Below are 20,541 nucleotides of genomic sequence, written 5' to 3'. Positions count from 1 at the left end.
TGTATTGAGAAAATTATCTTTTCTCTATGATTATAACCATAGGAGGATTATTTCTCTGATTGATGAATTCATATTGTAAAACTTGAAAGTTTTCTTGTGGCCACGTGCTCAGTGCTTGAAAAAGGGATTCCTTCTCAGCTTGTCCAGCTGGATGACCAGAATAAACCACGATGATAATTTGGCCTTTTGTGACAAGGCGACTTCCCATCTCTTCAATGGCTAAAAGGGTAGAATTTGCTTGTGTTGTAATAGAATGATCGCCTCCAGGTAAGTAGCCTAAATTAAATATAGCACCATGGATTTGTTCGTCACTTTCTAAATAATCTGCTAGTTTGGCATGGGAATTTTGAATAAGTTGGTATTCCCCTTCAATACCATGCGTATAAATTCTTTCTTGAGTCGTTTGTATGGCAGCTTCTTGAATATCAAAACCTATCACTTTTCCTGTGAAATGAGGGTGGGTTAATACTGATATTAGGTCATTTCCTTTGCCAAGGGTAGCATCAATAAATGTACCGTTTGGAAACTGAGAAACGAGTGTACGTAGAAGCTCTTTGCTGTAGTGTAAGGCTTTTAACATTGAAATCTCCTTTAAATTTTATGGATTTTAGTAATGTTTTATGTAATGTTAATCTTAGCATAAGGATGAAGATACTATTCTTTTATTGTGGTAAAGAAAATAATTCAGCTTGTGCACTATGTTACGTTATTGTTACATTTATTAAGACTAAACAAAAAGACTGATTTATTCAAGTTTTTTGTGTGAATGTTGACTATAATAACGAGTGTAGTTACAATTTTGGAATATTTTTACAGAATTAATTTGGAAACTGGGAGGTAAAATGAGTGATTAAAACGAGACAATCAGTCATAGAACGTAAAAAAGCAATGAAACGTTTAGACTCATCAAAAAAACTCATTATTAGAATCAATACAGGACTTGTATTGTTTTCAGCAAGTGCTGTATTAAACCAGTTGACTCCTGAAACACAGTCAACTACTGTTTATGCACAAAGTAATAGACTAAGTCCGTCAGAATTTCTTAAGAACATATCTGGTTACGCTAAAGATATTGCAGCAAAAAATGATTTGTATGCTTCTGTAATGATTGCGCAAGCAGCTTTAGAATCTGCTTGGGGTAATAGTACTTTAGCTCAATCACCAAACTATAACTTGTTTGGAATTAAAGGCGACTATAATGGAAATTCAATCCATGTAGAAACATTAGAAGATGATGGTTCAGGTAATTATTATACTATTACGGATGATTTCCGTAAGTACGAAAATTATGATCAATCATTAGGGGACTATGCGTCACTTTTAACCGGTGACAATGACCCATCTAGTTGGCGTTATGAGTTCTATTCTGGTACGCGTTACAGTAATACTGAATCGTATCAAGATGCCACTCAATATTTAACTGGACGTTATGCAACAGACACTTCATACGCAACAAAGTTAAATAAAATTATTGAACAATATGGTTTAGCTGAATTCGATATGAATGGTAATCCGGTAGCGCCTGAAACACCAGTTGAAGAAGTTTCAGCAAATCCGGAAATTTCAGAAACACCATCAACGCCAGATTTACCATCAACTTCTGTTGGTAGTTACACAGTCAAAGCGGGAGATTCATTATATAGAATTGCCGCAAATCATGGTATTTCATTAACGCAATTGATGGAAGCTAATTCATTAACTTCTTACTTTATTGCGCCGAATCAAAAGCTAGTCATTCCTGGTGGAACAACAGATAATGAAGCGGCTGATACTGCACCTGAAGAAAGTACTAAGCCTGAAATTGATAATCCAGTGACAACTCATCCTTCTGCTCCAGCAGCAGGTGGATCTTATGTAGTTAAAGCTGGCGACAGCTATTGGGCTATTGCAAGTAAATATGGTGTTTCAATTGCTGATTTACAAAAATTAAACGGTACAACAAGCTTTTTAATTCACCCTGGTCAATCGTTGAAAGTGCCTGGAACAGGAAGTTCAACAACACCAGAAACAAATGTACCAGAAGCAACAACACCTGGTAACGTAGAAAATGGAACGGTCACACCACCGACAACACCCTCTACATCTGGGGCTTATTCAGTTAAAGCTGGCGACAGTCTTTATGCCATTGCATCAAAACATGGGATGACATTAAGCCAACTTAGAGAATTAAATAATTTATCTGGTAGTTTAATTTATCCAGGTCAGTCATTGAAAGTAAGTGGAGCGACAACAACTCCGTCAACAGCTGCACTTGAGGTAAGTACACCAGAAACATCTGTTCCAACGACTCCATCAACACCTGAAACTAGCACGCCAGTTACAAGTTCAGGAACGTATACAGTTCAACGTGGAGACTCATTATACGCAATTGCAACTAAACATGGTATGTCATTAAGTCAGTTACAATCACTAAACGGCTTATCTGGATATTTAATTCATCCTGGTCAAGTATTGAGTGTATCTGGAACAGCTGCTGTACAAACACCAGTTGAAACTATAGTTGAAACTCAAGAAACTCCAGTAGCTACACCTGAAGTTGAAGTAACAACACCAGTTGAGACAGCACCGGTCGAAAGTGCACCAAGTGAAAATACATCTAGTGTAGGGACACATGTTGTTCAAGCAGGCGAAACACTATATGCTATCGCTCAAAAACATGGTGTAGATGTTCATAAACTAATCGCAATTAATGGCGGTAATAACATCTTAGTTGGACAAGTTATCAGCTTGAATTAAGGGAGTAAATTTGTTATATTAGTCATATAATAAATGACTTCGTTAGGAATAGTAAAATTAGAATCTGTTTAGAGAGCTTATGGTTGGTGAAAATAAGTCAGATATCTATCTTGAACTCGTCTAACTTGTTTCTTACTTGAAATTAATAGTAGAGTGAGACGTCTTACTGCGTTAAAGTACTAAGGTTATTGTTTATACAATAATAAATTTAGGTGGTACCGCGAAAAAATTCGCCCTATATTGTTTAGTTATGCTAAATGATATAGGGCTTTTGTTTTGAAAAAAATTAACTGGAGGCTTTTATAGTGACTTATCAACATCGAATAATAGAGAAAAAGTGGCAGGCTTATTGGGATGAAAATAAAACATTTAAAACTAAAGAAAGAGAAGGGAATCCAAAATTCTATGCTTTAGATATGTTCCCTTATCCATCTGGACAAGGATTACACGTTGGTCACCCAGAAGGCTACACTGCAACTGATGCAATTGCACGTATGAAGCGTGCTCAAGGTTATGATGTATTACATCCAATGGGATGGGATGCATTTGGTCTACCAGCAGAGCAATATGCTTTAGATACGGGTAATGCACCTGCAGAATTTACTGCGACAAACGTAGCAAACTTTAAGCGTCAAATTAAAGAGCTTGGTTTTAGCTATGATTGGGACCGAGAAATTAATACAACTGATCCAGAATTTTACAAGTGGACTCAATGGATTTTCTCGAAAATGTATGAGAAAGGCTTAGCTTATGAAGAAGAAGTTGCTGTTAACTGGTGTCCGGCCTTAGGAACGGTTCTTTCGAATGAGGAAGTTGTAGATGGTGTAAGTGAACGTGGTGGACATCCGGTTTATCGTCGTCCGATGCGTCAGTGGGTCCTAAGAATTACAGCTTATGCGGAACGACTATTAGACGATTTGGAAGATTTAGATTGGCCAGAAAGTCTAAAAGCCATGCAAAGAAATTGGATTGGTAAATCAGAAGGTGCTTTAGTTAACTTCCAAATTATTGGGCACGATGCATCGGTTCAATCTTATACAACGCGTCCAGATACCTTATTTGGTGCAAGCTATGTTGTATTAGCACCAGAACATGAACTTGTAAAAGAAGTGACAACAGCCCAGCAGCAAGAAGCAGTTGAAGCATATGTTAAATCCGTTGCAACAAAAAGTGAGCTTGAGAGAACATCGTTAAACAAAGAGAAGTCTGGTGTATTTACTGGAGGATATGTAGAACATCCAATTACTGGCGAAGCATTGCCAATTTGGATTGCGGACTATGTTCTTTCATCTTATGGAACAGGTGCAGTAATGGCAGTGCCTGCTCATGATGAACGTGATTTTGAATTTGCAACATCCCATGAATTACCAATCATCAAAGTGATTGAAGGAGAAACCGAAGGTTCTGGTGCATATACTGGAGACGGTAATCATTTTAATTCAGATTTCATCAATGGTATGAATAATGATGATGCAATCGCAAAAATGATTGAATGGTTAACAGACAATAATAAAGGTGAACATCAAGTAAACTATCGTTTACGCGATTGGTTGTTCTCACGTCAACGTTATTGGGGAGAACCTATTCCAGTCATCCATTGGGAAGATGGTACGACAACTTTAGTTCCAGAAGAAGAATTACCAGTTAGACTGCCAGAAGCAACTGAAATTAAACCTAGTGGGACAGGTGAATCACCATTAGCAAAAATTGAAGAGTGGGTTAACGTCGTTGATCCAATTACTGGAATGAAAGGTAAACGTGAGACACATACAATGCCTCAATGGGCGGGTAGTTCTTGGTACTTCTTACGTTTCATCGATCCTCATAATGAAACTCAAATCGCAGATCCAGAAAAATTAGCCAAATGGCTTCCAGTCGATCTGTATATTGGTGGAGCAGAACATGCCGTTCTTCACTTATTATATGCGCGTTTCTGGCATAAATTTTTGTATGATTTAGGCGTTGTCCCTACTAAAGAGCCATTCCAAAAGTTATTTAATCAAGGAATGATCCTAGGTGAAAATAACGAGAAAATGTCTAAATCTAAAGGGAATGTTGTGAATCCTGATGACGTTGTAAAAGAGTATGGCGCTGATACATTACGAGTTTATGAGATGTTTATGGGACCATTGGATGCTTCAATTGCATGGAGCGAAAATGGCTTAGAGGGTAGCCGTCGATTCTTAGATCGTGTGTGGCGCTTACTAGTTAACGAAGAAAAAAACGAGATCAGTGCAGCGATTCAAGATAGTGAAAACAAAGAATTGACTCGTGTGTATCATCAAACTGTTAAAAAAGTAACAGAAGACTTTGATAATTTACATTTCAACACTGCTATTTCACAACTGATGATTTTTCTAAATGCAGCCAAAGATCAAAGTGTGTTACCACGTGAATATGTTGAAGGGTATGTTAAATTACTTTCACCATTGGCGCCGCATTTGATGGAAGAACTCTGGGAGATGTTAGGGCACACAGAAAGTCTTTCAGAAGCATCATGGCCAACCTTCCAAGAGGAATTAACCGTAGAAAGTACCGTAGAAATCGTTATTCAAGTAAATGGAAAAGTGAAAGTAAAACTTGAAATCGAATTAGACTTGGCGAAAGAGGAAATGGAAAAACTTGCATTGGCTGATGAAACAATTCAATCTGAGATTGAAGGTAAAACAGTCCGTAAAGTGATTGCTATTGCGAATCGTCTGGTCAATATCGTGGCAAATTAAAGAAGCCACTGCTCTTGTTTAGCATCTTTCTTGAAATAAGTTATAATAAGTCTATGTCTCGAGAATGCTAAAGAAGCATAAAGGAGTTGAGAAAATGCGTAATAATTTTGATTCAAAAGGTGAGAACGATAATTTAAATAAACGTCGCTCATATAAGCCGATGGATGAATCTTTATTTGAGACGATTCAATTTACAGAAGAAGAATTAAGAAAAATACGACAACCAAATAATCAACCATTGGACGGTGACTATTTCGCTAATCATTCAGGTGCCAACTCTCAAAGAACTGGTAATGAATCTGAACTTAATGATGGGGAAGAAAATCCGTTTAACCATGACGAATTAAGCGAGGGAGAGTCTGAACAAAATTCAATTGAATTTATAGATATTAAAGGTCCACCGGCACCAAGTCAAAAACAAATCATTACTGCACCAGAAGATAGCGAGTTTCACTATAAGAGCCCAATTAAAGCTCGATTTGAACAAGAAATTGAGCAAGAAAAAGCAAAAGAAGACATTGAATATTGGGATGAATATGAAAAATCTGAAATGGAATTTTGGAATCATACCGGTGAAACAGAGAGAGTAGAAGAAGATAACCTGGCTAAAGAGCGTATGAGTCGTACACGCTCAGATAATAAACGACCATTATGGAAGTTTAATCAATCGACGGATGAGCAGTCAGATTCAAGGAATAAAACCTTTAAGAAAGTAAAGGCTGATGACGAAGCTATTGTGACTGATGATGAAGACTTTATGAACAAACCAGACATTGGGAAGAATATTGTGGATAAAGTTAAGTCATTGCTAAATGGTCAAGATGCCGTTGAAATAGATGAGTATATTCAAGAAACTCAACAATCGACAGACAGTGCATCTAAGCGGTCTAAACAGTCTAAACAGTTTGTAGATGCATCTATCAAGAATGATAAAAATTTTTTTAATCGTGCAAAAACTGCGATAGAATCTCGCTTAAGTCGCTCAGTTGAACAGGAACTAGCATCAGATATAGAACACAAGGACCCTCTTCAAAGGAAATCAGATGACATCGAAAATGAAATTAAAGAAGTGTTATCTAAAGAAGAAACGATGACAATGGGACTAGGTTCTCAGGAATCAGCGAATGAAATAATTGATCCTGTTTTTGACGAAGAGTTCCCTTCAGAAAAAAAATCTAGTGAAGATACTCTTGAATTTACAGACGTTCATGAAGTAGAAAAACTTCCGAAAAATTCAATAAAAGAGTCCGATACTTTAAGCGAAGACAATGAATCATTAGCCACTGTCGATAAAGAGGTAAACAAAGCGAGTGATTCAGATGTAGACGAAGAAGCGGCAGCTGATTTGTATAGTGAAAAAGTTAGTCAAGAAACTCAACGTTTTTCAGAGCCTATTTTGACAGATCAAGTGCTTGAAGAAGTACTTGGTTCTGATGATATCACGATTGATGATGAACTTGATCACCAATCAGAGAGTTTTGTTAAAGGCGCTGCATGGCTAACAATCGGAAGTGTATTTTCAAGAATTTTAGGTGCACTGTATATCATTCCTTGGAGTACTTGGCTAGGGGCGGAATATACACAAGCGAATACACTCTACAGTGCGGGCTACACGCCTTATTCTTTATTTTTAGCAATAGCCACAGCAGGGTTCCCGAGTGCCATTGCTAAACAAATGGCTTTTTATCATTCCAAAAAAGAGTATCGTGTAGCAGATAAATTGTTTAAGAATAGTATTGTCTTAATGTTGATTAGTGGTTTATTTTCAGGCGCGTTATTGTACTTATTAGCACCGTCTCTAGCATCGATTACTTCAACAGATAATCCACTTGGAGCGACACTAGTGATTCGTTCATTAGTACCTGCTTTACTGATATTGCCTTTAATGAGTATCTTAAGAGGGTATTTCCAAGGCTTTAATGACATGGTGCCCTCTGCCATCTCTCAAATTATTGAGCAGATTGCTCGAGTGTTTTACTTGTTAGCTGCGACGTATGCTATCATGATGGTTTATCGTGGTGAGGTTACGCAAGCTGTTGTTCATTCAACTTTTGCTGCTTTCATTGGTGCTTTGGCAGCTTTAGGATACTTAGCTATTCTATACTTTAAGCGTCTACCAATGATCAATAAACTAAAAGAACGCTCATTAGATTTAATCGAAATAGATTTCAAAGAAAGTATTCATATTATGTTCATGGATAGTGTACCTTTTATCCTATTGGGATCAGGGATTATCCTTGCGCAGGTGATTGATACGTACACATTCAAACAAATTTTGTTACCAACAACTGTTATGCTGTTAAGAGAAATTAGTGAATTGTACGGTGCGATGAGTTTAGACGTGAACAAATTAGTGATGATTGTCGTTTCATTAGCAGTAGCCTTAGCTTCCTCAGTGGTACCATTGATTACAAGCAAATTTGCTGCACGTGATATTAAAGCGACAAGCTCTCTAATCGAGCAGATTGTTGAAGTATTTAGTTTTGTGATGTTACCTGCTGCTATTGGTATGATCGGAGTTTCAAACAATCTATACACAATGTTCTATCCACAAGGTCATACGAGTGGACCGTCTTTATTAATTACTGGATCCATTATGAGTATCTCACTTGGCTTATATACCGTTTTATCAACCGTTTTACAATCGATGAACTTCCGTCGTTTAGCGGTGAGGTTTTTGGTAGTTGGTTTATTAGTTAAAATCATTCTACAAGTACCACTTGTGGCATTTCTACATGCACATGGTGCAATGATTGCCACAACCATTGCCTTTGCAGTTTCATCCGTATTAATGTGGATTAAAATCCAACGTGAGGTAGAACCTGATATGGAAAGACTCTTTAAATCAGTCTTTAAAATCATTATAGGTACTGTCATTATGGGGATTGCAGTTTCTCAATGGAATTCATTACTAGATTTATTAATGGGCGAAGTGGGACGTTTCTTAACCTTTGTTAAAGTAATGCTTGGTGTTGGAATGGGTATCTTTGTATATGGTGGTGTCATGGGACTTTTAGGTCAATTATCTATATTATTAGGTGACAAAAAACAAGATTTACAAGAAAAAATGAGGATGTTTTAAGACATGCGATTAGACAAATTACTCGCTCATACAGGCTATGGCACTAGAAAAGAAGTTAAACAACTGATTACAAGTGGTGTTGTAAGAATTAATGATGAAATATGTAAGAAAATTGGCCAAGCGGTAAAAATCGATTCAGATGTTGTAACAGTCATGAATCAACCCGTTTTTTACCAAGAATACTACTATTATATTCTAAATAAGCCTGCTGGTATCATCAGTGCGACTGAGGATAACTATCATGAAACGGTTATTGACTGGCTCGGCCCAGATTTTAGTTACATGGAGTTATTTCCAGTAGGACGTTTAGATATTGATACAACAGGATTGTTATTGTTATCGAACAATGGACAATTGGCTCATCAGTTATTATCACCTAAGAAAAAAGTGTCAAAACGATATGAAGCGGAAATATTAGGAATAGTGACTGAAGAAGATATTGAAGCTTTTTCTCAAGGGTTAGATTTGGAGGATTTCATTTCTCAACCAGCTCAATTACTTGTTCATTCAACAGATGAAGAGTCAAATCGTTCATGTATAGAAGTTGAGATTTGGGAAGGAAAATTCCATCAAGTTAAACGTATGTTTGAAAAGGTGGGCAAAAAAGTACTCACGCTTAAAAGAAAATCGATGGGGCCACTTGAGTTAGAAGAAGACTTAGAAGAAGGTATGTGGCGTGAATTGACTGAAGAGGAAAGAAACGCTTTAGTTCCATTCGGATATGAGTAAGAAAAAAGCATAGGGGGAAGATATTATATGGTAAATTGGCTTGCAGAAGTAGAACAAAGAAAAGAAACTTTACTAATGGACTTATTTCGTTTACTAAGTGTTCCATCTGTTAGAGAAGACCACTTAGCAACACCGGAAGCGCCTGTTGGACCAGGACCTTTAGCAGCTTTAGAAGAATTTATGAAAATGGCTGAAGAAGATGGCTTCAAAACTGAACAGTTTGGACCTTGGGCTGGGCGAATTGAAATAGGTCAAGGAGACGAGTTATTAGGAATTCTTGGTCACGTAGATGTAGTACCAGTAGGCTCTGGCTGGGATACCGATCCATTTAAACCAGTAATTATTGACAATAAAATCTTCGCAAGAGGATCTAGTGATGACAAAGGACCTACTGTAGCAGCTTATTTCGCTATAAAATTATTGCGGGAATTGGGTATCGAATTTAATCAAAGAGTTCATTTAATTGTCGGAACAGATGAAGAAAGTGGCTGGCAATGTATGGATTACTACTTTGCGCATGCTGAAATGCCGGACTATGGTTTTTCTCCTGATGCTGTTTTCCCAATTATTAATGGCGAAAAAGGAAATGTATCTGCCACATTTAGCTTTGATGTTAAAGAATTTACACAAGCTGACTACCGCCTAATTAGTTTTAATGCTGGTTTGCGCTCGAATATGGTGCCACAAGATGCAAGTGCCATTATAAAAGGGACTAACCTAGAGTCAATTGTTGAAAGCTTTAAAGCTTTTGCTCAAGAAAACCAACTAAAAGGTTCGGTTGTGACAATGGATAATCAATTAGAATTAGAATTAGTAGGAAAAGCCGCTCATGGTTCAACACCGGAAAAAGGTGTTAATGCAGCTACTTATTTAGCTAACTTCTTAAAAGATTTATCGTACGATAATGTGTCTGCTCAAGATTTCTTAACTATCTTAGGTGATAAACTACATGAAGATTTTGTTGGGGAGAAAATTGGAGTTAACGTGACACATGAAGTAATGGGCGAGTTATCAATGAACGTTGGTATTGCCAATTACTCAATGACTGAAGGGGCATCTATTGATGCAAACTTCCGTTTCCCAGTCGGAACAAATCCTGAAACAATTCTAGCGACGATTAAACGCCATGTAACAGATTATGAAGTGGCAGTTACAACTGATGAAGGTAAAGAACCTCATTATGTCCCCGCCGATGACCCACTCGTAAAAACACTTCTAGAAGTTTATGAAAATCAAACGGGTGAAAAAGGGACTGAAATGACTATTGGTGGCGGAACTTATGGACGACTAATGCCTCGCGGAGTGGCTTATGGCGCTTTATTCCCAGATTCAACAGATACAATGCATCAAGCAAATGAATTTCTATCAGTTCGTGATTTGGTTCGTGCAACTGCTATATATGCTGAAGCAATTTATCGCTTAACTCGTTAATGATGGCTAAACAAGAACTCATTTCGTCACGTCAGAATGTGAAAGTCAAAAATTGGCGTAAGCTCCACACAGCAAAAGGCAGAAAACAACAAGAACAGTATTTAATAGAAGGAACGCATTTAGTTCAAGAAGCTTTACAGCATAAGCAGACAGTCCTTGAAGTAATGGTAACTCCAGATTATTTAGCCTCTGCAGAGTGGCAAATGATTGAATCCCTCATGCCAAGGAGTGTTTCACCTATTTTGATAGCGCCAGACGTTGCACAAACGATTAGTGCTACAGAAACGAACCAAGGCATACTTGCTGTTTTATCTTTACCAGAAAAAACAACAACGTGGGCACCCTCTGGTAAGAAGTATTTATTACTTGATAAAGTTCAAGATCCAGGTAATTTAGGCACAATGATTCGAACGGCAGATGCTGCTGGTTTTGATGGTGTTGTAATGGGGAATGGAACAGTCGATTTATACAATGATAAAGTGTTAAGAGCCACACAAGGATCTGTCTGGCACTTAGAAATTGTGACAACCGACTTAGCCCATGCTTATCAAGCTTTACGTGAAGCTAATATAACTATTTATGCCACAGCACTTCATCAAGAGGCTATTGCTTATCAAGCAGTACCAGACAGGGATAAAGTGGCAATCGTTATGGGGAATGAAGGGCAAGGCGTTGCGGCTGAATGGATTGAACAAGCGGATCATGCTATTTATATTCCGATGTTTGGTCAAGCAGAATCTTTAAATGTTGCGATTGCAGCCGGTTTGCTTATGTTCCAATTTGCTAAATAAATCATATACAGGAAGTAACTCAATTAATTTGGTTACTTCCTTATTTTGCCTGTCATTATATTTGTTGCTCTTGTCTGATAGTGGAAGAGCTTCATATCATAAAATAAAATATACGCTCAGTAATTTCAGATGCTTTAAAGTTTCAAAGGATTTGTTAAAAATGCTTTAAAATGCGAAATTATTCCTTTTTATAAAGAGTGAGTATGTTAATATAAGGAACAGTTAGACCAAACGCTTAAATGAAAACAGTTATATAAAAAAATTTATAATAACGTTAGAACGTATTTACAATAAAACACAATGATTATGAAGTAAAACTTATTTGGGGGAATTCAATATAATGACAATGAAATGGCAAAGAGATACAGAATATCTTGAATTAATTAAAGATTTAATTGAACATGAAGATGTGAAAAATCTTGAGAAATATGTCCACCATAAGGTTACTAATCGATTAGCACACTCGATATCTGTGTCTTATAGTAGTTTCTGTTGGGCCAGAAGATTAAGATTAAATACTCGCGCCATTGCAAGAGCAGGCTTGCTACATGATTTGTTTTTCTATGAGTCCGAGACGAAAAACACTGTAGGTGGTCGTGGACATAATTATGAACACCCACGTATTGCGTTAGAAAACGCACTTAAAATTACAGAATTATCTGATTTAGAAAAAGACATCATTTTAAAACATATGGCAGGCACTACACGCGATATTCCTAAATATCCAGAAAGTTTAATTGTAACGTTGATGGATAAACAGTGTGCCGTGGTAGAATGTGCAGGCGGCGTGAGAACCTTTTTAGCTAAAAAGTTTAGTGAAACCAAAGATTATGCTTATCAATTGATCGCAATGCAACACAACTATCAATCTTATTTGACCTATCAAGGCGTTGACGAACGTGAAATCTAAAGGTATACTTAAGCTTCAATACAATAATCATTCATAAAAGACTAGGATGAAATCCTTAATAAATGCAATCTACAGGGAAATTTAGCAAGACTGAGACTAAATTATGTCAGACATTTATTAAATTCAATTTCGGAGTCGATCTGTTAAGAAAATTTATTTTCGAAAAAGGTACCGCCGGCCACGGTTATAGGCTCTGAGTGCTTAGAATATCATTAGTTTTTCTAAGAACGAGGGTGGTACCACGATGATTCGTCCCTTATTATAGGGGGCGTTTTTTTTGTATTTAAAATTATAAATCAAAGGAGTATGACAATGACTGTTTCAATAACAGATTTACAATCATCAATTGAATCAATTATTAAACAAGCACAAACGGATATTCAAGCAGCTAATTCTACAAAGGAATTAAATGACGTACGTGTGAAGTTTACCGGTAAGAAAGGTGCTTTAGCTAACATATCGAAAGAAATGCGTCATTTATCAGCTGAAGATAAACCAAAACTAGGAGAGCTTATTAAAGAATTCCATAGTGCTTTCAACCAAGCATTCGAGGACAAAAAAACGCTTTTGGCAACGCAAGAATTACAAGCTAAATTGACTGCTGAAACAATCGATATTTCTTTACCAGGGCGTAGTGTACCAGTAGGTTCACGCCATATTATTACACAAACAATGGAAGAAATAGAAGATTTATTTTTAGGAATGGGCTATCAAATTATTGAAGGTCCAGAAGTAGAACTTGACTCATATAACTTTGAAAAAATGAATTTACCAAAAAATCATCCAGCACGTGATATGCAAGATACGTTTTACGTGACGGATGAGGTTCTATTAAGAACTCATACCTCACCCGTTCAAGCGCGGACTATGGAACAACATGATTTCGAAAATAAAGGACCATTGAAAATGATTAGTCCTGGTAAAGTTTACCGCCGTGATAGCGATGATGCGACTCACTCTCATCAGTTCCATCAAATTGAGGGCTTAGTGATCGATCAACATATTACATTAGCTGATTTAAAGGGAACTTTACTACAATTTGCTCAAACTTTGTTTGGCGCAGAACGTGAAATTCGATTACGACCAAGCTACTTCCCATTTACAGAACCATCAGTAGAAGTAGACGTTAGCTGCTTCAAATGTAGTGGAGATGGTTGCAATGTCTGCAAGCAAACGGGTTGGATTGAAATATTAGGTGCTGGAATTGTTCATCCGAATGTATTAGAAATGTCGGGAATTGACTCAAGTAAATATAGCGGCTTCGCATTCGGACTAGGACCAGATCGAGTGGCAATGTTGAAATACAATATTGATGACATCCGTCACTTCTATCAAAATGATTTACGATTCATTACACAATTTAAAGGAGGCCAAAATTAATGTATTTATCTTATGAATGGCTGAATGATTTTCTAGATTTAAAAGAATGGTCAGCGGACGATATTGCTGATAGAATGTCACGTACTGGAATTGAAATTGAAGGTATCGAAAATATTGGTGCCCAGCTTTCCAACTTGGTCATTGGTGAAGTTGTTCAGATGGAAAAAATGCCTGATAGCGATCATTTGAGTATTACACAAGTTGATATTGGACAAGGTGAGTTGACGCAGATTGTATGTGGTGCGCCTAATGTACATCAAGGAGCAAAAGTAATAGTAGCAGTACCAGGAGCTGTATTACCTGGCGGGTTTAAAATAAAAAAGGCAAAAATGCGTGGTTATGAATCTAATGGGATGTTATGTGCATTACAAGAATTAGGTTTCCCAGACAACGTTGTACCTAAAAAATATGCTGATGGTATTTATATATTGCCTAGCGATGCACCTGTTGGTGCGGATGTGGTTGACTATTTAAAGCTTGATGATCCAATTCTCGAATTATCAATTACACCTAACCGAGCAGATGCTTTAAGTATGCGTGGTTCGGCTCATGAAATAGGCGCAATCATTGGCCAAGCACCTAGATTTTCGCTAACTTCTGATTACTCAGTAATCGAAGATCAAGCATTATTAGATTCTGTTTCAGTAGAAGTGGCGATGCCGGAGTTGTCCCCACATTATCAATTACGTTTGATTAAAGACATTGAAATTAAGGAAAGTCCTGTGTGGTTACAAATGCGGTTAATGAAGGCAAATATGCGACCAATAAATAATGTTGTCGATTTAACTAACTATTTCATGTTATTGTATGGGCAACCATTCCATGCGTTTGATTTCGACACATTGACTGCATCTAATGTAAAAGTTAAAGAAGCAGATGAAGGCTCTAAATTTACAACCTTAGATGGAACTGAACGCACATTAACATCTGCTGACATCCTAATCTGGGGTGGAGATGTTCCAATTGCGTTAGCAGGCGTAATGGGAGGTTTAGATTCAGAAGTTTCAGATTCAACGAAAAATGTGTTGTTAGAAGCTGCTGTCTTTGATCCTCAAAGAGTTCGCATAACATCTAACAAATTTAATCTACGTTCAGAATCAAGTTCACGATTTGAAAAAGGCATTAACCCTGCAACGGTTGATGAAGCAAGTGAACAGACTGCTGCGATGATCGCTACCTTAGGACAAGGCAAAGTTGTAAAAGGGAAAGTCGAAAAAAATACACTCGACGTTCTTGCGACTGAAGTCACACTTGCCTTTGAAGTCATCGAGCGTAAGTTAGGAATTCAAATGACAGAAGATGACTTAAGTGAAATTATGAGACGTCTTGGTTTTTCTATCACTTTTAATGATAATTATTTTACAGTAACCGTTCCGCCACGCCGCTGGGATATTTTAATCGAGGCAGATGTTCTTGAGGAGATTGCGCGAATGTATGGATATGATCGCATTCCGACTACTTTACCGACAGTGCCAAGTACGCCAGGCAAGTTAACAGAACGTCAGCGTTTAATTCGTCAAACTCGTGCGATTAGCGAAGGGTTTGGGTTAAATCAAGTGATTAGCTACGTTTTAACGTCACCCAAAGAGGCAGAACTGATTAAATCAGACTCTCACCCGTTTGTTAAGTTAACGTTGCCTATGAGCGAAGAACGTTCTGTTTTACGACAAAGTATGTTTCCTGCGATGATGGAAATCGCTAAATATAACAATGCCCATCAGAATAAACCGCTAGCTTTTTACGAAACTGGTAAAGTATTCTATGGACAAGTGGATACCGCTTTACCTCTTGAAGAAGAGCGTTATGCAATTCTGATTTCAGGACAAGCAGAAGCAGCCTCCTGGTATGCTCCACAACGTCAATATGATTTCTTTACATTAAAAGGGATGGTTGAAGGGTACTTTGAAGCGATTCGTTTAGATCATATGGTGAGATTTGAAGCAGTGTCGGATATTGATGTGATGCACCCTGGACGTACCGCAAACATTTATTTAGGTGACCAAAAAGTTGGTTTCTTAGGCCAAGTACACCCTAATATAACAAACGACTATGATTTGGATACTGCAAGTTTTTATGCTGAAATTGATTTAAGCTATGTTGTATCCATCAGTCGTGAGGCTTTAGTTCAATTAAGCATTTCTAAATTCCCTGAAACTTCACGTGACCTAGCTTTATTAGTATCTGTCGATCAAACACATGACGTGTTAGTTAATTTAATTACTGATAATGCTGGCCAATATTTGAAGAAAGTATCTTTATTCGACTTATATAAAGGCAAGAATATTGCGGAAGATAAACAATCACTTGCATACCATTTAGTCTTCCAGAATCCTGATGCAACATTAACAGATATAGAAGTTAATGAGGCGATGGAACGTGTAACGACTGCTTTATTAAGTATCGATGGTTTAGAAATTAGATAATCATTTTTAAAAGGTGTTGGTGAGTTAAGTGCTCACTGACACCTTTTACATTGTGAGAAGGATGATTTTAATACCGAAAGTTGCTAATTGATCGTCTAGAATTTAACATTGAGGAATTAAATTATGTGTTTTAACCTTACACGGCTAAAATCAAGCTCTTTTGCCTTGTGGAATGGATCAATCGTCCATTAGTTAAGTAAAAAGAATTCTAGAAAAATAAAATGATAGTTGAGACAACAGTGGCTTTAGTTAATTTTAACTCGAATTAATTCAGTCTATTGGCTCTGTTTCGAAGGATAGTCACGCTCTCAGTAATATGAATTATCTATGAAAAATTAAAGCTAAATTTGACCAAAAGGTGCATTACTATTGATTATTTGGTAAACTATATGAAAATAAATCAAATTTTATTGATGAGAGTGGGGGAAGCAATGGACGGAAAGAAAAGATTTAAAGCAAAGATAGCAGGCAAGGATTATACAATCCTAGGGTCTTTATCTGCAACACATTTGAATACAGTGGTTGACTTGGTGAATCAACAAATAGATCAATTAACCGAGCTTGCGCCGGAGTTATCAAATGCGGACCGTTGCGTTCTAATGGCAGTAAATGCTGTATCAGATCAGCTGGTTAAAGAAAAAAGGATTATAGCATTAGAAGCTCAACTAGCACAACTTCAAGAGAAGCCTACACCGAAAACTCAGTCAAAACAGGCTGATGAAAGACCGACAATTAATGGCCGTTCAACAAAAGGAATGATTGCGGACCATACAAATATAAATCAAAGCTTGGAATCACAAGCAAAATCTAATTTAACACATGAAGCTAAAACGGAGAGCACAGAGTTTCCGTTTAAGCGTAAGTAAGGAGTTTGCCATGTTAACTATTTTGATTGTTATCGCTTTAGCAATAGGTTTTTATACCGGTTATCGTCGCGGTTTAATTATGCAAGCGATTCGTTTAATCGGTTATATCGTGACCTTTATTTTAGCCACGAAGTATTATGATGTGATTGCTACATATGTTGAGATGCTTATTCCATTTCCGGCTGTCCAACAGGGGAGTCATTTAGCCATCTATACGGAGTCAGAAAGTTTTATGCTTGACCAAGCTTTTTATAATGCGATTACCTTTCTATTGATTGGTATTGTGGGTTGGTTAATAACGAATTTCTTGGCAATGTTTTTCACACGTGTCACATATTATGACGTGATGAAATATGTTAATTATATTGGTGGTGGGCTAATTAATGCATTAGTGACTTATGTCATCGTTTTTATTTTACTATACATTCTATCACTGATCCCCATTGAGTTTATCCAACAACAGTTTGTTGATAATCCTCTTGCTTTTTGGATTGTGGATCGAACACCGTTCTTTGCAGATTTCGCCAAAGAGATGTGGATGCAAGTGAACCCTACAAGTTAATATTTATGGTAAGAAACGTCATCATTGTGAGCATGGTGACGTTTCTTTTGTTATAATAAACTGTGTGTCAAAATATGACTTTAAAAACCTTGGCTTAGAATTAGTCAGGTTAATATATAAGAAGGGATGTCATCTCTAAATGATGAACGAGAAAATTTTTGAAACATTAGAGTTTGGCAAAGTTTTGCAGAAAGTTCAAGCTCATGCACAAACTGAATTAGCCAAAGATCTAATTAAAGAAATGAGACCTAGCTCAAATCGTAAGACCTTAGAGCAACTACAAGCTGAAACCGAGCAATCCCTCACATTGTTAACTCAGAAGAAACAAATACCCATTCCTCGTCTACAAAACTTAAGCAATGCTTTAAAAAGATTAGAACTGGGAGCTGGTTTAAACGGGTTAGAAATCGCACAAATTGGGAAGCTATTATCAACAACTCACCAATTAATCCAATTCTTCTCTCAATTATCTGAGGAAGAAAAAGACTTCCCAGCATTAAATCGTTGGGTGGAGCAAGCAATTAGTTTGCCCGATTTAGTTAAATTGATTGATCAATCTGTCTCTGAAGAAGGCTCTGTACTGAGTAACGCTTCAGCTAAATTATCTGGGATACGTCGCGGTCAACAACAAAGTGAGCAACAAATACGTAATCAGTTGAATCAATTATTAAAGAGTAAGGCAAATCAATTATCAGACAGTTTAATTACTGTTAGAAATGGTCGTTATGTCCTTCCAGTAAAAGCAGAATATCGCCATCAATTCGGAGGAACAATTCACGACCAAAGTAGTACAGGTCAAACTTTATTTATTGAACCTCAAACTGTGCTGCAGTTAAATAATAAATTAGCAGAATTACAAGTTGAAGAAAGAAAAGAAATTGAACGCATTCTGTTAGAAATCTCGCAAACATTAATGCCTCATTACCAAGATATTGAGAAAAATCAACTAGTCATTGCTCAATTAGACTTTATTCAAGCACGTGCTGAATATGCGAGAGAAACTGAAAGCACTAAACCAATATTCTCGCAGGATCGCCATGTCGCCATGTGGCAAGCTCGCCATCCATTATTAGACTCAAATGAAGTCGTGGCGAATGACATTATCCTTGGAGAAAACTATCAAGCTCTAATTATTACCGGACCTAACACAGGTGGTAAGACCATTCTATTAAAAGCCTTAGGTTTGATTCAGTTAATGGGGCAATCAGGTTTACATATTCCATGTGATCGAGGTAGCCAGTTAGGTATTTTCGATCAAGTGTTTGCTGATATCGGCGATGAACAGTCGATTGAACAAAGTTTGAGTACATTCTCAAGTCATATGACTAATACTGTCAGAATTTTAGAAAACATGACCTACGAATCATTACTGTTATTTGATGAATTAGGTTCAGGGACTGACCCACAAGAAGGGGCAGCCTTAGCAATGGCAATTTTAAACTATATTAATAAAGTTGGCTCAACCGTAATGGCGACGACTCACTATCCAGAGTTAAAAGTATATGCCCATGATGCACCAAATACGATTAATGCCAGTATGGAATTTGACAGCAATAGTTTATCGCCGACTTATCGCTTACTCATTGGTATACCAGGAAGAAGTAATGCGCTAGATATCTCCCAACGATTAGGTTTGCGTACAGATATATTAACTGAAGCAAGACAAGGTATTTCTCAAGATACACAATCTGTGAATGAGATGGTTGCAAACTTGGAGAGAGAACGTCGAGAAGCTGAGTTAAACCATTTAGAAGCGATGGAACAACTGGAAGCGGCAGAACAGTTGCATCAAGATTTAAGAACCGAATATAATCGTTGGTTAGAACAGAAAAATGACATTGTTGAGAAAGCTAAACGTGAAGCTAACGAAAAAATTAATGAAGCACAAGCTGAAGCAAGTAAATTAATTCAAGAGATTCGTGAACTTCAACTTGAACAAGGACAGAGTCAAACCATTAAGGAACACGTTTTAATCGATAAGAAAAATGCTTTCGATCAATTAAAAGTTCCCGAAAACTTAAAGAAAAATAAAGTACTAAAACGTGCTAAATTTCAACAAACGCTTAAGGCGGGCGATGATGTTGAAGTCTTATCTTATGGACAAAGAGGAACAATCGTTGAAAAATCAGGCAAGGATGAGTACGTTGTTCAAATGGGGATTCTCAAAATGAAGATTGAAGGTAAAGATTTAACACCGCTTAACAAAGTAGAGAATAAAACAAAGGTACATGTTCAAAGAAGTGCGGGGCCTAAAGTACAAACGAGCTTAGATTTAAGAGGTGAACGATATGAGCAAGCAATTCATCGTTTAAGCCAGTATTTAGATTCTGCCTTGCTATCAAACCACTCCATGGTGACGATCATCCATGGTAAAGGAACGGGTGCATTACGAGAGGGTGTGAAAGATACACTGAAAAAACACCCACAAGTCGCACGATTCGAATATTCAGCAGCTAATGCTGGCGGAGATGGATCGACTGTGGTATACTTCAAATAGATTCAAATGATCACTTGATTGTTTGAGCTGAATGGTGGTAAGCTTTAATGAACCATGATAAAATAAAAATATATTAGAAATAGAAAGGGTTATGTAGAATGGCAAATATTTTAACTGATACAGATTTCGAAACAAAGACAGCAGAAGGCGTCACTTTAGTAGACTTTTGGGCACCTTGGTGTGGACCATGTCGTATGCAATCACCGATTGTTGATGAGTTAGCAGAAGAGATGGAAGGCCAAGTGTCAGTTTTTAAAATGAACGTAGATGATGAGCCTAAAACTGCACAAGGATTTGGCATTATGTCAATCCCAACATTGCTAGTTAAAAAAGACGGTGAAGTTGTAGAAAAATTAGTTGGTTTCCACGATAAAAATCGTCTGCAAGAAGTTTTAAATCGTCATATCTAAT

The 20,541-nt window shown here is 37.1% G+C and carries 14 protein-coding genes and 1 other annotated feature; of the genes, 13 read left to right on the top strand and 1 reads right to left on the bottom strand.

Features of this window, described 5'->3' with window-relative positions:
- Positions 1-13 precede the first annotated feature (13 nt).
- Positions 14-580: a tRNA (mnm(5)s(2)U34)-methyltransferase gene (locus ACTQ5J_RS04075; protein ID WP_441750734.1), complete on the bottom strand. Its 567-nt coding sequence runs from the start codon at positions 578-580 to the stop codon at positions 14-16.
- A 266-nt stretch (positions 581-846) separates the two neighbouring features.
- Here ACTQ5J_RS04075 and ACTQ5J_RS04070 point away from each other — a divergent pair, with 266 nt between their 5' ends.
- From ACTQ5J_RS04070 to trxA, 13 genes are all read left to right on the top strand, one after another.
- Positions 847-2,736, top strand: a complete 1,890-nt coding sequence (locus ACTQ5J_RS04070; RefSeq protein WP_441750732.1) for a LysM peptidoglycan-binding domain-containing protein — start codon at positions 847-849, stop codon at positions 2,734-2,736.
- A 35-nt stretch (positions 2,737-2,771) separates the two neighbouring features.
- Positions 2,772-2,977, top strand: a binding site (T-box leader).
- A gap of 64 nt (positions 2,978-3,041) precedes the next feature.
- A complete protein-coding gene (leuS, locus tag ACTQ5J_RS04065) occupies positions 3,042-5,459 on the top strand; it encodes a leucine--tRNA ligase (protein WP_441750730.1) in 2,418 nt (805 codons plus the stop codon).
- Between the two features lie 94 nt (positions 5,460-5,553).
- Positions 5,554-8,541 (top strand): oligosaccharide flippase family protein, encoded by a 2,988-nt coding sequence (locus ACTQ5J_RS04060; protein WP_441750728.1) that lies wholly within the window; start codon positions 5,554-5,556, stop codon positions 8,539-8,541.
- 3 nt (positions 8,542-8,544) lie between these two features.
- Positions 8,545-9,270 (top strand): pseudouridine synthase, encoded by a 726-nt coding sequence (locus tag ACTQ5J_RS04055; protein ID WP_441750726.1) that lies wholly within the window; start codon positions 8,545-8,547, stop codon positions 9,268-9,270.
- Between the two features lie 27 nt (positions 9,271-9,297).
- Positions 9,298-10,701, top strand: coding sequence for a dipeptidase PepV (pepV, locus tag ACTQ5J_RS04050; RefSeq protein ID WP_441750724.1), 1,404 nt, complete (start codon positions 9,298-9,300; stop codon positions 10,699-10,701).
- A gap of 2 nt (positions 10,702-10,703) precedes the next feature.
- Complete coding sequence (locus tag ACTQ5J_RS04045) at positions 10,704-11,492, top strand: TrmH family RNA methyltransferase (RefSeq protein WP_441750722.1); 789 nt, start codon at positions 10,704-10,706, stop codon at positions 11,490-11,492.
- A 340-nt stretch (positions 11,493-11,832) separates the two neighbouring features.
- A complete protein-coding gene (locus tag ACTQ5J_RS04040) occupies positions 11,833-12,402 on the top strand; it encodes an HD domain-containing protein (RefSeq protein ID WP_441750721.1) in 570 nt (189 codons plus the stop codon).
- 312 nt (positions 12,403-12,714) lie between these two features.
- A complete protein-coding gene (gene pheS, locus ACTQ5J_RS04035; RefSeq protein WP_441750720.1) occupies positions 12,715-13,782 on the top strand; it encodes a phenylalanine--tRNA ligase subunit alpha in 1,068 nt (355 codons plus the stop codon).
- A complete protein-coding gene (pheT, locus tag ACTQ5J_RS04030; RefSeq protein ID WP_441750719.1) occupies positions 13,782-16,205 on the top strand; it encodes a phenylalanine--tRNA ligase subunit beta in 2,424 nt (807 codons plus the stop codon). The genes pheS and pheT overlap by 1 nt, the downstream gene beginning before the upstream one ends.
- 431 nt (positions 16,206-16,636) lie before the next feature.
- Positions 16,637-17,071, top strand: a complete 435-nt coding sequence (locus ACTQ5J_RS04025; protein WP_441750718.1) for a cell division protein ZapA — start codon at positions 16,637-16,639, stop codon at positions 17,069-17,071.
- Positions 17,072-17,081: 10 nt separating this feature from the next.
- Positions 17,082-17,633 carry a CvpA family protein gene (locus ACTQ5J_RS04020; RefSeq protein ID WP_441750717.1) on the top strand — a complete coding sequence of 184 codons (552 nt, stop codon included), beginning with the start codon at positions 17,082-17,084 and terminating at the stop codon, positions 17,631-17,633.
- A 142-nt stretch (positions 17,634-17,775) separates the two neighbouring features.
- Positions 17,776-20,130, top strand: coding sequence for an endonuclease MutS2 (locus ACTQ5J_RS04015; RefSeq protein ID WP_441750793.1), 2,355 nt, complete (start codon positions 17,776-17,778; stop codon positions 20,128-20,130).
- A gap of 98 nt (positions 20,131-20,228) precedes the next feature.
- Positions 20,229-20,540, top strand: a complete 312-nt coding sequence (gene trxA, locus ACTQ5J_RS04010) for a thioredoxin (RefSeq protein ID WP_441750716.1) — start codon at positions 20,229-20,231, stop codon at positions 20,538-20,540.
- The last annotated feature ends 1 nt before the right edge of the window (position 20,541 follow it).

The sequence above is a fragment of the Fundicoccus sp. Sow4_F4 genome (genome assembly GCF_052116145.1).
Taxonomy (GTDB): domain Bacteria; phylum Bacillota; class Bacilli; order Lactobacillales; family Aerococcaceae; genus Fundicoccus.
The sequence above is the reverse complement of the archived record's forward strand: the minus strand, read 5'-3'. Positions and strand labels throughout refer to the sequence as shown.

What these genes read in the sequence shown, in the direction of transcription:
- pheS (WP_441750720.1), top strand. Translation starts at nt 12,715, where the DNA reads ATGACTGTTTCAATAACAGATTTACAATCATCAATTGAATCAATTATT.
- pheT (WP_441750719.1), top strand. Translation starts at nt 13,782, where the DNA reads ATGTATTTATCTTATGAATGGCTGAATGATTTTCTAGATTTAAAAGAA.
- ACTQ5J_RS04055 (WP_441750726.1), top strand. Translation starts at nt 8,545, where the DNA reads ATGCGATTAGACAAATTACTCGCTCATACAGGCTATGGCACTAGAAAA.
- ACTQ5J_RS04045 (WP_441750722.1), top strand. Translation starts at nt 10,704, where the DNA reads ATGGCTAAACAAGAACTCATTTCGTCACGTCAGAATGTGAAAGTCAAA.
- ACTQ5J_RS04020 (WP_441750717.1), top strand. Translation starts at nt 17,082, where the DNA reads ATGTTAACTATTTTGATTGTTATCGCTTTAGCAATAGGTTTTTATACC.
- trxA (WP_441750716.1), top strand. Translation starts at nt 20,229, where the DNA reads ATGGCAAATATTTTAACTGATACAGATTTCGAAACAAAGACAGCAGAA.
- ACTQ5J_RS04040 (WP_441750721.1), top strand. Translation starts at nt 11,833, where the DNA reads ATGACAATGAAATGGCAAAGAGATACAGAATATCTTGAATTAATTAAA.
- ACTQ5J_RS04060 (WP_441750728.1), top strand. Translation starts at nt 5,554, where the DNA reads ATGCGTAATAATTTTGATTCAAAAGGTGAGAACGATAATTTAAATAAA.
- ACTQ5J_RS04025 (WP_441750718.1), top strand. Translation starts at nt 16,637, where the DNA reads ATGGACGGAAAGAAAAGATTTAAAGCAAAGATAGCAGGCAAGGATTAT.
- pepV (WP_441750724.1), top strand. Translation starts at nt 9,298, where the DNA reads ATGGTAAATTGGCTTGCAGAAGTAGAACAAAGAAAAGAAACTTTACTA.
- ACTQ5J_RS04075 (WP_441750734.1), bottom strand. Translation starts at nt 580, where the DNA reads ATGTTAAAAGCCTTACACTACAGCAAAGAGCTTCTACGTACACTCGTT.
- ACTQ5J_RS04015 (WP_441750793.1), top strand. Translation starts at nt 17,776, where the DNA reads ATGAACGAGAAAATTTTTGAAACATTAGAGTTTGGCAAAGTTTTGCAG.